Origin of the sequence: Paraburkholderia sp. BL18I3N2, assembly GCF_003001875.1 — a bacterium.
GTDB classification, from domain to species: Bacteria; Pseudomonadota; Gammaproteobacteria; order Burkholderiales; family Burkholderiaceae; genus Paraburkholderia; species Paraburkholderia phytofirmans.
Window position 1 is genome coordinate 286298 of record NZ_PVNC01000002.1, and the last position, 12660, is coordinate 298957.

14 protein-coding genes are annotated in these 12660 nt (G+C 63.3%); 6 read left to right on the plus strand and 8 right to left on the minus strand.

The features are described from left to right. Positions 1-9 precede the first annotated feature (9 nt). The 4 genes from B0G75_RS07230 to B0G75_RS07245 all read right to left on the minus strand — a co-directional run bounded on the left by B0G75_RS07230 (position 10) and on the right by B0G75_RS07245 (position 2449). Positions 10-360 (minus strand): c-type cytochrome, encoded by a 351-nt coding sequence (locus tag B0G75_RS07230; protein WP_374956876.1) that lies wholly within the window; start codon positions 358-360, stop codon positions 10-12. Continuing rightward, on the minus strand, positions 357-1154 hold the full coding sequence (locus tag B0G75_RS07235) for a BON domain-containing protein (RefSeq protein WP_012431475.1): 798 nt from the start codon (positions 1152-1154) through the stop codon (positions 357-359). The genes B0G75_RS07230 and B0G75_RS07235 overlap by 4 nt, the downstream gene beginning before the upstream one ends. A gap of 26 nt (positions 1155-1180) precedes the next feature. Then, positions 1181-1768: a phosphoheptose isomerase gene (locus B0G75_RS07240; RefSeq protein ID WP_106302579.1), complete on the minus strand. Its 588-nt coding sequence runs from the start codon at positions 1766-1768 to the stop codon at positions 1181-1183. Positions 1769-1984: 216 nt separating this feature from the next. Further along, on the minus strand, positions 1985-2449 hold the full coding sequence (locus B0G75_RS07245; protein ID WP_106302583.1) for a YraN family protein: 465 nt from the start codon (positions 2447-2449) through the stop codon (positions 1985-1987). A gap of 37 nt (positions 2450-2486) precedes the next feature. Between B0G75_RS07245 and rsmI the strand changes: the two genes are divergently transcribed. Beyond that, complete coding sequence (gene rsmI / locus B0G75_RS07250) at positions 2487-3368, plus strand: 16S rRNA (cytidine(1402)-2'-O)-methyltransferase (protein WP_106302585.1); 882 nt, start codon at positions 2487-2489, stop codon at positions 3366-3368. A 121-nt stretch (positions 3369-3489) separates the two neighbouring features. On the opposite strand, the gene B0G75_RS07255 is transcribed toward rsmI, so the two are convergent. Further along, the gene (locus B0G75_RS07255) at positions 3490-4092 is read right to left on the minus strand and encodes a septal ring lytic transglycosylase RlpA family protein (protein ID WP_374956881.1); all 603 of its coding nucleotides are present in this window, start codon (positions 4090-4092) and stop codon (positions 3490-3492) included. A gap of 638 nt (positions 4093-4730) precedes the next feature. Between B0G75_RS07255 and B0G75_RS07265 the strand changes: the two genes are divergently transcribed. From B0G75_RS07265 to B0G75_RS07275, 3 genes are all read left to right on the plus strand, one after another. Then, positions 4731-5375 carry an MBL fold metallo-hydrolase gene (locus B0G75_RS07265; protein ID WP_106302591.1) on the plus strand — a complete coding sequence of 215 codons (645 nt, stop codon included), beginning with the start codon at positions 4731-4733 and terminating at the stop codon, positions 5373-5375. Beyond that, positions 5372-6001, plus strand: a complete 630-nt coding sequence (locus B0G75_RS07270; RefSeq protein ID WP_106302594.1) for an exonuclease — start codon at positions 5372-5374, stop codon at positions 5999-6001. Before B0G75_RS07265 ends, B0G75_RS07270 begins: the two co-directional genes overlap by 4 nt. Before the next feature lie 90 nt (positions 6002-6091). Beyond that, the gene (locus B0G75_RS07275; protein ID WP_012431468.1) at positions 6092-6550 is read left to right on the plus strand and encodes an Lrp/AsnC family transcriptional regulator; all 459 of its coding nucleotides are present in this window, start codon (positions 6092-6094) and stop codon (positions 6548-6550) included. A 108-nt stretch (positions 6551-6658) separates the two neighbouring features. Here the strand turns inward: B0G75_RS07275 and B0G75_RS07280 are convergent, their stop codons facing one another. From B0G75_RS07280 to B0G75_RS07290, 3 genes are all read right to left on the minus strand, one after another. Further along, entirely contained in the window at positions 6659-7876 is a 1218-nt protein-coding gene (locus B0G75_RS07280) for a cation diffusion facilitator family transporter (protein ID WP_106303650.1), read from the minus strand. Between the two features lie 317 nt (positions 7877-8193). Next, positions 8194-8496 (minus strand): H-NS family nucleoid-associated regulatory protein, encoded by a 303-nt coding sequence (locus tag B0G75_RS07285; RefSeq protein WP_106283886.1) that lies wholly within the window; start codon positions 8494-8496, stop codon positions 8194-8196. Between the two features lie 396 nt (positions 8497-8892). Continuing rightward, positions 8893-9555 (minus strand): HugZ family protein, encoded by a 663-nt coding sequence (locus tag B0G75_RS07290; RefSeq protein ID WP_106302597.1) that lies wholly within the window; start codon positions 9553-9555, stop codon positions 8893-8895. Positions 9556-9747: 192 nt separating this feature from the next. Here B0G75_RS07290 and B0G75_RS07295 point away from each other — a divergent pair, with 192 nt between their 5' ends. Both B0G75_RS07295 and B0G75_RS07300 read left to right on the plus strand, forming a co-directional pair. Then, positions 9748-10959, plus strand: coding sequence for an MFS transporter (locus B0G75_RS07295; RefSeq protein WP_106302600.1), 1212 nt, complete (start codon positions 9748-9750; stop codon positions 10957-10959). A 259-nt stretch (positions 10960-11218) separates the two neighbouring features. Beyond that, positions 11219-12658 carry a collagen-like triple helix repeat-containing protein gene (locus tag B0G75_RS07300; RefSeq protein WP_106302603.1) on the plus strand — a complete coding sequence of 480 codons (1440 nt, stop codon included), beginning with the start codon at positions 11219-11221 and terminating at the stop codon, positions 12656-12658. Positions 12659-12660: the final 2 nt, after the last annotated feature.

Below are 12660 nucleotides of genomic sequence, written 5' to 3' on the forward strand. Positions count from 1 at the left end.
AGCAACCCATCACCTGGAAGGCGCACCCGCAAGCACCCAATCCACCACCGCGCGAATATCGGCATCGCTCATCGACTGATGCGCGGGCATCGGAATCATGCCCCACACGCCAGAGCCGCCTTCCTTCACCTTGCGCGACAATTTCGCCGGCGCTTGCGCGTCGCCCTTGTACTTCACGGCGATCTGCTGGAACGACGGGCCGACCAGTTTGCGGTCCACCGCATGACATCCCATACAAGCATTCGCGTTGGCGACCAGCTGACCGCGCGGCGCATCGGCGGCACGCGCAACCGGTGCAACGGCACCCGCCAGCGCGCCGAACATCAGCGCGCTGATCACCGAAGCAACACCGCGCATCATGGCGTCGTCGCCTTCGGGTTACCTGGATGCACGGCGTTCGAATTGGTGACCGGCGCGGGCGCCTGCTGTTCGAGCGGCCGCGAACTCACTGACGAATCAGGAATAGCGCCGACGGTCGGCGCGCTCGCGTCCGGTTGCGAAGCCGCTGCTACGGGCGCCGTCCCCGCCGCTGCGGCGGCAGCCGCGGCTTCCGCCGGCTGAATGTACTGGAACACCTTCACGACCTGCACCACACCCGGCACACGGCTCGCGACATCGGCGCCACGATTACCTTCGTCCATGGTGACGAGGCCCATCAGATAAACCGAGCCGCGCTCGGCCACCACTTTGAAGTTGTTCGCCGAAATGTTCTTCTCGGCGATCAGCGCGGTCTTCACACGCGTCTCGAGGTAAGTGTCATTGGTGCGCGACGAGAACGAGCTGGCCGGCATGATCGTCAGTTCGTTCACGATTGTGCTGACGTTGTTCAGGCCACGCACGATGGTCTCCGCGCGTTGCTTCGACACGTCCCCCGCCACTTCACCGGTCAGCAGCACGCGACGATTGAACACGGTCACGTTGACGTGCGCGTTGTCGGGCAAGTTCTGGCTGATCTGCGAGAGCGCCTTCACCTGCAACTCGCGATCCTCGGTCTGCGCGCCGAGCGTGCGCCGGTCGGTCGCCACCAGCGCGCTACCGCCCGCCGCGCCGGCAACGGCGAGAAAGCAACCCTGCAACGTTGCGGACAGCCCCGCCGCGAACCCAACCACCAGCACGGTTCTCACCAGTGTCTTCTTGACGCGGAATACGCTCATCAACTAGCTCTCCTTCGGAATCAATCTCAGTCTTCGCCCAGCAACATGGCATCGATGCCGTCGCACAGACAATGGATGGTCAGCAAATGCACTTCCTGAATACGCGCGGTGCGATCCGACGGTACGCACACGTGGATATCGGTATCGCTCAATACTTCCTGCATGCGTCCGCCGCCCTTGCCGGTCAGCGCGACCACGATCATTTCACGCTCGTGCGCGGCCTCGATCGCGGCAAGCACATTGGCGGAATTGCCGGACGTGGTGATTGCCAGCAGCACGTCGCCCGGCTGGCCGAGCGCCCACACCTGCTTCGAGAAAATCTGCTCGAACGAATAGTCGTTGGCGATGGCGGTCAACACCGAGGTGTCCGTGGTCAACGCGATTGCCGGCAAGCCGGGCCGCTCGCGCTCGAAGCGGCCCATCAGTTCGGCGGCGAAGTGTTGCGCGTCGGCCGCCGAGCCGCCGTTGCCACACGCGAGAATGCGATTGCCGTTGGCCAGCGCGGCGAACATCGTGTCGATCGCAGCGGCGATCGGCATCGACAGTGTTTCGAGGGCTTCGAGTTTGACTGCCGCGCTGTCGCGGAAGTGTTGTTGAATGCGTTCGACTGACATCGAGTCTCTATCTTCTACCGCGAATGGGCCGCACTGCGCAGCCGTGTTGTGAAGTCGTATTGCGAAGTCGTGCCGCTTCGATGAACCTGGCCGGCAACGCAGTGCAGGCGCGCAAACCATCGCTTATTGCGTTGCTTGCTGCGTTGTCGACGTTGCCCCGTGGCCTGCACGCGAGCGCAAGTTTATCGCACTCACGCGCGTTCTCCGCGCCTCGCGTCAGACTTCGTCGGCACGGAACGCATCGCGCAACCACACGAGACGGCCGGCTTCGAACGCAATCACGTCGAAGCGGCACGCGGGCTGATCGCGCCAGCGGGAGGCATGCGTCACCAGAAAATGCTGCGCGGCGCGCACGATACGCTGTTTCTTCTGCCAGCCGACACTCGCCGCCGCGCCGCCGTAGCGCCGCTGCGCACGTGCGCGGACTTCGACGAACACCAGCGCGCCGTCACGTTCGCGCATCACCAGATCGATCTCGCCGCCGCGGCACGACACATTGCGCGCGACGAACCGCAAACGCTGGCGCTGCAAAAATTCCTGCGCACGCAACTCGAAAGCCGCGCCGACGAGTTTGGACCCGACGAGTCCCGAAAAGTTGTGCGGCGTGGTGAAGGCGCGGCTCGGCGCCGCCGCCCTCTCGGCCGGCGCGCCGCGCGGATCGCCTGACACTGCGTGGCACAATGGCGGCCTCGTTCCGTCTGTCTGTGTCTTCTGCCTCATGACTCCTCTCTCCGAACTCGCGCAAGGGCAGCAGTACCCGACTGCCGCGCTGTATGTGGTGGCCACGCCGATCGGCAACATCGCCGACGTCACGCTGCGCGCGTTGCATGTGCTCGGGCTGGTGGATCGCATCGCCGCCGAAGACACCCGCAACACGGGTCAGTTGCTCGCGCGTTATGGCATCTCAAAGCCGCTCGTCGCCGTGCATCAGCACAACGAGCGGGCTGCGGCACTGCGTCTGATCGAGCATCTGCAAGCGGGCGAACGCGTGGCCTACGTGTCCGATGCGGGCACGCCGGGCATCTCGGACCCCGGCGCGAAACTCGTCGACGCGGTCCGCGAAGCCGGCTTTCCAGTCATCCCCCTGCCCGGCGCGAGCGCGCTCGCGACCGCGCTGAGCGTGGCCGGCGACTGGGTCGCAACGTTCTCGTTCCTCGGCTTCCTGCCGCCGAAGGCAAAAGCCCGTGCCGCGACGCTCCAACCTCTCGCCACCCATCCTCACGCGATGGTGTTCTACGAAGCGCCGCACCGGATCGTCGAAACGCTGCAGGCGCTGGCCGACGCATTCGGCGGCGAACGCAAGCTGCTCATCGCACGGGAATTGACGAAGTTACATGAAGCGCTGCACTGTGGCACCCTGGCCGAAGGGCCAACGTGGCTCGCCGCCGATCCGAACCGGCAACGCGGGGAATTCGTGCTGGTCGTGGAAGGCGCGCAACCGGAAGCCGCCGGCGAGCACGATCACGACACGTTGCTAGGCATCCTGTTGGAGGAGTTGACGGTGAGCAGCGCGGCGAAAGTGGCGGCGGCCATCACCGGAGCATCGCGCAACGCGCTGTACACGCGTGCGCTGACGCTGAAGAAAGAAGACGAAGAGTAAAGCTGGCGGACAAACGAAAAGGGCCGCGCAATGCGGCCCTTTGTTCTTCTGCAGACAACCCGTAAGGCCGCCGACGCGGCGCTACAAGGAGCGTGCCTTAGCCGCGCTCGCCGCCGTCATATCACTTCTGGGCGGTCGAATCCGAGTTCGACGCCAGCATTTCATTACGCGCGTCGCGTGCTTCCTGCTGCGTCAGACCTTCGATCTGCACCCGTGCCGTACCGGCATGGCGCATGTTCAACGCGGACGCCGCAGCCATGGAAAGATCGATCACGCGGCCACGCGCATACGGACCACGGTCGTTGATACGCACGACCACCGAGCGCGACGTGGCCGGATTGGTCACGCGCACATAGGAGCCGAGCGGCAACGTACGATGCGCCGCGGTCAGCGCGTGCATGTCATAGCGTTCGCCATTGGCGGTACGGCGGCCATGGAAGCCGCGGCCGTACCACGAAGCGCGACCGGTCTGATGAAAGTCCGAAATGCCGGAACCTTCATCGGTGAGCGGCTTTGCATCGGCCAGCGACGAGCCTTGGGCGGTCGCGTCGGAGGCCGGCGCGCTACCGAAAGCTTGCGGTCCGAAGGAGCCCGCCTGCGTCAATTTCGTGCGTTGCGGCACGCCGCTTTCCGACGTGTTGCCGGCGCCCGGAGGCGTGGCGCAACCCGCCAGCACAAAAAAGGCAAAAAGAGTCCCCAGACCACGGGATAACCGAGTTTTCATAAGACGTGCAATCACATTGTCGAGCCGCATCACGCGAAAGTTGAGCGTGTTGCCTGCGACTCCGGCGGCAATGGACGACAACGCGCCGCGCAGACAAGCGCAGAACGTCAAAGCCCGGATGCGACTCACTCAGCCGCTACCGCACGGTTAATTTTCACGTCTGGCGCAACCTGTCCCCGGCAGCCTGACCAGACCCCACATGCCGCCATCGAACGTGGCAAACACGTTCTTGCGCGCGAAACTCAGCGCGCAGGAACGGCGGCGTAGGCCCCACCCAGCGTCACGGCAGTTAAGTCCGTAGCAGGCGCGCGGCGCCTGGCTGGGCAAGACGTGTGCATCGAAAGCATCGATACTTGATGGCCGTCCAAAAGTGCGACAGCCCATACTTGAGTGGCGATCCGCGTGCCCATTTTTGATGGGGACGCATCGCCTTGTGGCATGCACAGTTCCCTGTGCATGGAGTGCATTATACCCAAAACAGAATTCCGGGTTGGCAAGCGACTGAAAACCTTGATGAATTTTCACACCTGCTGCAAAAATGAGCAGCGCGAGGCCAGCTGCGCCGGGGCTTCAGCGCCCTCGGCGAAGGTGGACGAGAGGCCGGTACAATCAACGTTTTTCCAGCGGCGCCGTCATCCATGAAAGTCACCTTGATCCCCGTCACGCCGTTCCAGCAGAACAGTTCGCTGCTCGTTTGCGAGGCAACCGGACGTGCGGCCGTCGTCGATCCGGGCGGCGACCTCGACATCATTCAGGGCGAGATCGCGCGGCAGAATGTGACGGTCGAAAAAGTTTTTCTGACGCACGGCCACATCGATCACTGCGCGGGCGCGAAGACGCTGGCCACGCACTACGGCGTGCCGATCGAAGGCCCGCATCCCGACGAACGCTTCTGGCTGGACAAGCTGCCGGATCAAAGCACGCGCTTCGGCTTTCCGGCCGCCGAAGCGTTCGAACCGGATCGCTGGTTGCAGAACGGCGAGAGCGTGCAGTTCGGCGACGAAACGCTCGAGGTCTATCACTGCCCCGGCCATACGCCGGGCCATGTGGTGTTCGTCAGCCGCGCGCATCGGCTGGCGCTGGTGGGCGACGTGCTGTTCGCCGGCTCGATCGGGCGCACGGATTTTCCGCGCGGCAATCACGCGGATCTCGTGCGCTCGATCCGTGAAAAACTTTGGCCGCTCGGCGACGACATCACCTTCGTTCCGGGCCACGGCCCCACGTCGACGTTCGGCGCCGAACGCCGCACCAATCCGTACGTCGCCGACGGAGTCGAGGCATGAGCAGCGAAATCTACGTGAGCACCGATGTCGAAGCGGACGGCCCGATTCCCGGCCCGCATTCCATGCTCAGTTTCGCCTCCGCCGCTTACACCGAGGACAAGCGGTTGATCGCCACCTTCTCGGCAAACCTCGAGTTGCTCGACGGCGCCAAGGCGCATCCCGTGCAGGAAGCGTGGTGGAAGACCCAGCCCGAAGCATGGGAAGCGTGCCGCAAGGACTTGCAGACGCCCGTGGCCGCGTTGACGGCGTATGTCGACTGGGTGGAAGCCTTGCCGGGCAAACCGGTGTTCGTGGCGATGCCGGCCGGCTTCGACTTCACTTATATGTTCTGGTACATGATGCGGTTCGTCGGCCGCTGCCCGTTTTCCTGGTCGGCGCTCGACATCAAGACGCTGGCCTTCGCCATGACCGGCCTGCCGTACCGCAAGAACATCAAGCCGCGCTTTCCCAAGCACTGGTTCGACGAACATCCGCACACGCATGTCGCGCTGGACGACGCGATCGAACAAGGCGCGCTTTTCTGCAACATGTTGAAGGATCTGCGCGCAAGTCAGGCGATCACCCTCGCAGCGGGTAAAGATGGGGACGGCACAGGACAAAACACCACTGAGGAACCGACAAATTAGGTAATCTCCCTCATCGAACCCGTTTTACATTGCGTTTCGTTTTCGCGCCCTCTACCATGCGTTGATACGGCGACGCAAACGGAGGCGCAGTTGACACTCGATACGTTCTCTCAAAAAATCCTGCGCCTATTGCAGCTCGACGCGCGCCGCTCGGTGCAAGAAATTTCCGACCAGGTCGGCCTGTCGAGCACGCCGTGCTGGCGGCGCATCAAGGACATGGAACAGTCGGGGGTCATCCAGCGCTACACGGCGTTGCTGGATCGGGAAAAGCTCGGGCTGCACGTGTGCGCCCTCGCGCATATTCATCTCACGCGGCACACCGAAGGCGGCGTGGAACAGTTCGAGCGGGAAATCGCCACCTGCCCGGAAGTCACGGAGTGCTACAGCACGACCGGCGAATCGGACTACATCCTAAAGATCGTCGCGCCGGACATCAAGGCGTACGACAGCTTTCTGCACGAGCGCATCTTCAAGATTCCCGCTGTCGCGCAGGTTCGCACGAGCGTGGTGCTGCGCGAGATCAAATTCGATACGCAACTGCCGCTGTGATCCTGATGGCTTAACGACGCCAGGACGGCAGGACGCCACGCGGCAGCATGCTCGCGCCGCGCCGTTGGTATCAGCGGCGCTGTGCGGTTCCGTCGCCTTCGTGCGTTCCTAAGTGGCCACGCCGCCTTTTGCACCGAGCGCCTGCCGATCGGCTTCCGCGGCGGACGTCGCATCCAATGCCTGTAGCAGTTCCACTTTGCGCGCGCCCAGGCGAGCCTTGAGCGCCGCCAGATCCACCCGCCCAAGCCGTTGCGTTCCGCCGTCCAGCACGCGCGACGACAACGCGTCCGGCAGCACAACTTCGACATCCAGCCCCGTGCTCAAGTAGTGGATATTCACCGCCGCCGCCTTCAGGCCGTGAGACGCCAACGCGGCGTTCACCTCTGCAATCACCCGCTCGCGAGTAGGCATATCGAAGGGCGGATGCGCAAGCGCATCGTTCTCGGGATCGACATGAATCAGCGCGTCGAGCACACGGTTGTCCGTCAGCACGCGCAAACGCGCCGACTCGGCGATGTAGTGCCCTTCCGATACCGAGATCAGCGGATCGACGAGAATGTGCGCGTCGACGAGCGCGAAGTCGCCCATCTTGCGCGTGCGCATTTCGTGCACGTCACGCACGCCGGGCGTAGACAGCAACAGCGCGCGCATGTCGGCGGTAGCGGCATCGTCGAGCGCGCGGTCGGAGAGATCCTGCAACGCGTCCCAGCCGAACATCCAGCCCATGCGCGCGACCATGAAGCCGACGATCGCCGCGGCAATCGGATCGAGCAGCCGCAAGCCGGCGAGGCTGCCGACAATACCGATCGCGACCACCAGCGACGAGGCCGCGTCGGAACGCGCGTGCCAGGCATTGGCGATCAGCATGGCGGAACGCACGCGTTGCGCCTCCCGCAGCATGTAGCGAAACAAACTCTCTTTGGAAATCAGAACCAGCACGGCGACCGCGAGCGCGCTCATATGCACGCCAGGAATGTTCTGCAAATCGGCGAGACGCGTTCCGGCGCGCCATAACATGCCGCAGCCCACCGCGATCAGAAGCGCGCCCAAAAATAACGACGCCACGGTTTCATAGCGACTATGCCCGTAATTGTGATCCGCGTCGGGCTTTGCGCCGCTGTGCCGATTGGCAATCAGCACGACAAAATCGGAAATCAGATCGGCGAGGGAATGAACACCGTCGGCGACCAATGCCTGCGAATGCGCAAACACACCGATCACGATTTGCAGCGTCATCAACACCGTATTGAGCGCAATACTGACAAAGGTACTTTTGCGCGCAATGCGATGTTTTTCGGCGGATTCGGCGGCGGCAGCGGCAGGCATGTCAGAAGTGGAATGAAAGTTCACTTCTTGCATTCTACCCGGCGCTTCTCGAAACGCGCTGGCGGCGTCTAAAAAATTCCTTTTAAATCAGCCGCTTATCTAAACGAAAAGCATTCGCGTTCCAGTTGACCGGTGTACGTGCGACAAAAACCACGACATCGATTGCGGCAATAAAAAACCGCGTCCTCGACGGTACGCGGTTCTCTTTCGCAACGGCAGACGCTATAACTGCATCTGATTGAAGCTATTCGTATGACTTGATGACCAAAGCATTAGTTGCCCGCAAAAGCCGCGAGCAAAAGCTGCTGGCCAAAGCATTACTTCTCGATCAGAAACTTCTCGCGATCCAGGCCTGCGATCCAGCGCGGCGGCTTGCCACGGCCCGACCACGTGCTGCCGCTATCCGGGTCGCGATACTTGGGTGCGACACCTGCGCGCGGACGCGCGGCTTTGGCACCCTTAGCGGCACGACCGCCACCGAGTTCTGTCAGAGAAATGCCGTAGTCGGTCATTTTCTGCTTGATTTCATTCAACACTTCAGCGTATTCGCGCGACTTCGCTTCTTCGATCTGCTTTTCGAGCTTCTCGCGCTGGGCGAGTAGTTCCTTGTAGGAAGACATAGGTTCCCTTTGTGGTTTGGATAAATGACTGCCAGTCTTAAGCCAGCTTGCCCTTTGAAGATGGATCATGCCTCGGAATTTGATGGCGAGATTAACACAAAATAGAAAGATTACAAAAGCGAGGGCACAAAATTAATCCGAATTCGTTTCAAAAAATTTCCAGCCGCCACCGCGCTACATCCCTTCCTTTCAAATAGCTGATTTCGCTTTTTGCTGAAAAACGCAGTTGGCATCAGTAATTATGGGATTAACTATCAAAAAATGAAATTTAAGATCTCGATTCAAGGCCAACATTTCATGCCATGAGAGTTTCAACATGAAACGTCGTAACATATTGCGACAGACCGCCTGCGCTGTTATTACGCATGAGTGGTTTCCCCGAACATCGGTAAAAATCTAATTCATGTAGCGCTGCATGCAATCTTCTAGCGCGGCGCGCAAGGTTTCGGTATTGAGTTTGGCATCGTCGAAGGGAAAACGGCTGCGTCCGCCGTTGAATTTCACATCCACGCCATATCGATCGACGCCGAGCAATTGAAACTCGCCCTTACTGCCGGACCGAGCGGGGAATTGCGCGATCAACGCGTTCTCTTCATCGAAACCGAGTGGCGGCAATGGATCGAGTTCATCGCCGGCAAGCCACCCCATTGCGCCGAAGCCGCCGATATAACGCAGCCGCTCGAGCCTCATCGCCCAGAAAGTAAAGTCGCCGAGTACGAGATAGCGCTCTGCGTCGGGGTGATAGCGCAGATAACGTTGCACCACCTCGGGCGTCGAGTCGACCGGCTCGAAGGTGCCGAGCAAGGTGACGCGCTGGCCGCTCAGCACGTCGCCGTCGGGGGCGTCGACGGCGAGAAAACCGGCGCGCGGGTCGGCGTGCAGGTTATGGGTGTGCTCGGCGAGCCGGCTCACGAGGATCGTCGGACGATGCTGCAAGTCCGGCGCGAACGGCAGCACGGACGGATAAGGAAAACCTTCTGGCTGGCGCGCATGAGTGGCGAGCGTGCCGACGGCGGCTGTATGCAGCAGATGCAGCGGAGCGTGAGCGGGAATATTCAAGTGCGCGTTCCTCGATAGATATGCGACGAATCACAAACGCCGGTAAGCAGACCGCACAACGCTGGCGCCTCCGAACTGAATAATCGCCAATATGCGGATTCCGCCTTCCAAGCATAAGACAGCATGCTTCGTTAGAATCGGGAATTCGCTTTCAACGCGCTTTCTCGCGCGTCACCCCTCCTCGAGATTTCCGTGTCAGACCGCTCCTCCGAATTCGCCGCCCTTCCAGCTGCTCACCGCGACCTCTCCGATACCGCCAGGCAGCGCGCCCGTCTCGCCACGATGGCGGTGTTCTTCATTGCCGGCATGATGTACGCGTCGTGGGGCGTGCACGTGCCGACGGTGCGCGACCGTTTTCATCTGAACGCGGCGCTGCTCTCGTTTGCATTGCTGGCTGTCGCCGGCGGCTCGATCGGCGCGATGGCGGCCAATGCTTCGTGGATCGCGCGGGTCGGCACGCGCCGCGCCTGCCTCGCCGGCGGCCTGGTGATGGCGGTGTGCGCAGCGCTGATTCTGGTCGTGCCCGCTTACTGGATGCTGCTGGTCGTGCTGGCCACCTTCGGCGCGGGCATGGCCACGCTGGATGTCGCGATGAACGCCGAGGCGAGCGCCGTCGAGAAAGCGCTTGGCAAGCCGATCATGTCGTCGTTGCACGGCATGTTCAGCGTCGGCGGGATGTTCGGTGCGGCGGTCGGCGGGGCGCTGCTGTCGCGCGGCATGGCGCCGGCGGTGCATCTCGCGCTGGCTGCCGCGGTGAGCGCGCTCGTGCTGATCGCCGCCTGTCCTTCCGTGCTGCCGCACGTGCCGCATGCCGATCATCCCGACTTCGCCACGCCGCGCGCGAATCGCTGGCGCTCGCCGGCGTTGTGGGCGCTCGGTGCAATGGCGCTGGTCGCGCTGATCGCCGAAGGCGCGATGTACGACTGGGCCACCGTCTATATGCGCGACGTCGTGCTGGCCACGCCCGCGCTCGCGAGCGCGGCCTACGCGGCGTTCTCGGGCGGCATGGCGGCCGCGCGGTTCGGCGGCGACGCCGTGCGCGCCCGCTTCGGCGCACCGCAACTGGTGATGGCAAGCGCAGCGCTCGCCTGCGTCGGGATGGTCGGGGCGCTGCTGCTGCCGAATGCGGTTGCGGCGCTAATCGGCTTCACGCTGATGGGTCTCGGGCTCGCGAACATGATGCCTGTGCTGTTCGCGGCGGCCGCGAGCGTCAAAGGCATTCATCCGGCGGAAGGACTCGCGCACGTTGCCGGGTTGGCGTACTTCGGGCTGCTGCTCGGGCCGGTGATCATCGGCGCGGTGACCCAGGTGACCGGTTTGCCGATCGGGTTGTCGGTGGTGGCGCTCTGTTCCGCGTTGATTGCGCTGGTCGGTCCGAGGGTTTTGCGGCGTTTGAAGATCTGATGCAAAAGCGCGCCGCTGCTGCGTCATTGCGTGCGGCGGCATACTAAACACGCTCGACGCACGTTACGTTACGCATGGGCCGCGCGCTGAGGTGTTCCGCGACACATCGGTTGAATGAAGCTTGGCCGCCCGCGGCTCCCGCACCTCCAACACATTGATTCATATGCATTTATTGCATGCCACAGCCAGGCAGGTCGAAATGGCATAGGCCTTGCAGTTAGTTCCCCCAAGTAATGACCAAACTACGGGGGAGCAGACCATGAATCGCAAATTCAAGCTGACGGCGATCGCCATGTGCGTCACGTCGATGATCGTCCTGACGGGATGCGGAAGCACCTTGAACAGGCCAGGCGGGGGGAGCGGAGCGGGCGGCGGCACGCCGACTCCCACGCCGACGCCTACGCCCACACCTACGCCGACGCCAACTCCCACACCAACTCCGACACCGACGCCCACGCCAACTCCGACGCCCACCAGCGCCAACCCCGTCGGCGTCGTCGTGCAAAAAAGCGGCAACGTCGTCAGCGCCGTCGGCCAAACCGTCTCCGCCGTCGGCAGCCAGATCGGCCTCACGCCGATTCCGGGCGCGAATCCGGCGACCGCCACGGCGCTCGGCAATGTCGTGTCGAATCTCGGCAGCGGCGTGACCGCGGTCGGCACGGGCGTAGCGAGCGGCCTGGGCCAGTTGGGCAATTCCACCGATCCGCTCGGCGCGACGCTCGCCAGTAGCGGCAACCTGGTCTACAACGCGGGCCAGTCCGTCAACAGCGCCGGCCAACTCGTGACGAGTCTCGGCAGCGGACCTACCGCGCCGCTCAGTCCGTTGACAACACCGCTGGGCAGCGCGGTCTCGACGGTGGGCAACGCCGTCAGCGGGCTGGGTACGCAACTCGGCTCGCAGTTGACGAACGGCCCGATCCAGCAAGTCACGCAGACGATCAACACCGCGATCACGCCGATTACGAGCACGCTCGCGCAGACGACGCAAACCGTCGGCGACACGACCGGTCTCGGCGCACCGCTGAACGGCCTGCTCTCGACGGTCGGCCATGGCCTCGACAGCGCCGGCGGCAAACTCAGCGGCGCGACCGGCAATCCGATCGGTGAGAATCTTGGCAACGTCGTCACCAAGCTCGGCGACACGGTCACGTCCGCAGGCGGCCTGCTGACGGCGGGGGGCACCGGCAGCGGCAATCCGCTCGGCGGCATCACAGGCATTCTGAATCCGGGCAGCGGCGGCGGCACGGGCTCGCCACTCGCGCCGTTGACCAGCATTCTCACCGCGCTGCCCGGCACCTTGAGCGGCGGCCTGACGGGCGGCAGCGGCGCCGGCGGCCCGCTCGCGCCGTTGACCAATGTGGTCAGCACCTTGACCGGCAGTCTCGGCGGAGCAGGTTCGGGCAGTCCGCTTGCGCCGCTGACCGGGGTCGTGAGCTCGGTCACGGGCGCATTGAGCGGCGCAACGGGCAGCGGCGGCAATCCGCTCGCACCGGTGACCTCGGTCGTGTCGACGCTGACCGGCGCGCTGGGCTCGGCCACGGGATCGGGCAGCGGCGGCGGAAGCAGCAACCCGCTCGCGCCGATCACCGGCCTGTTGAGCACCGTCACCGGCACCTTGAGCGGCGCGGCAACGTCCGCCGGCGGCACGACCGGCGGCGGCTTGCTCGGCGGTCTGGGCGGCATCGCTTCAAAGAAATGACG

What these genes read in the sequence shown, in the direction of transcription:
- B0G75_RS07230 (WP_374956876.1), bottom strand. Translation starts at nt 360, where the DNA reads ATGATGCGCGGTGTTGCTTCGGTGATCAGCGCGCTGATGTTCGGCGCG.
- B0G75_RS07235 (WP_012431475.1), bottom strand. Translation starts at nt 1,154, where the DNA reads ATGAGCGTATTCCGCGTCAAGAAGACACTGGTGAGAACCGTGCTGGTG.
- B0G75_RS07240 (WP_106302579.1), bottom strand. Translation starts at nt 1,768, where the DNA reads ATGTCAGTCGAACGCATTCAACAACACTTCCGCGACAGCGCGGCAGTC.
- rsmI (WP_106302585.1), top strand. Translation starts at nt 2,487, where the DNA reads ATGACTCCTCTCTCCGAACTCGCGCAAGGGCAGCAGTACCCGACTGCC.
- B0G75_RS07255 (WP_374956881.1), bottom strand. Translation starts at nt 4,092, where the DNA reads ATGAAAACTCGGTTATCCCGTGGTCTGGGGACTCTTTTTGCCTTTTTT.
- B0G75_RS07265 (WP_106302591.1), top strand. Translation starts at nt 4,731, where the DNA reads ATGAAAGTCACCTTGATCCCCGTCACGCCGTTCCAGCAGAACAGTTCG.
- B0G75_RS07270 (WP_106302594.1), top strand. Translation starts at nt 5,372, where the DNA reads ATGAGCAGCGAAATCTACGTGAGCACCGATGTCGAAGCGGACGGCCCG.
- B0G75_RS07280 (WP_106303650.1), bottom strand. Translation starts at nt 7,876, where the DNA reads ATGCCTGCCGCTGCCGCCGCCGAATCCGCCGAAAAACATCGCATTGCG.
- B0G75_RS07285 (WP_106283886.1), bottom strand. Translation starts at nt 8,496, where the DNA reads ATGTCTTCCTACAAGGAACTACTCGCCCAGCGCGAGAAGCTCGAAAAG.
- B0G75_RS07300 (WP_106302603.1), top strand. Translation starts at nt 11,219, where the DNA reads ATGAATCGCAAATTCAAGCTGACGGCGATCGCCATGTGCGTCACGTCG.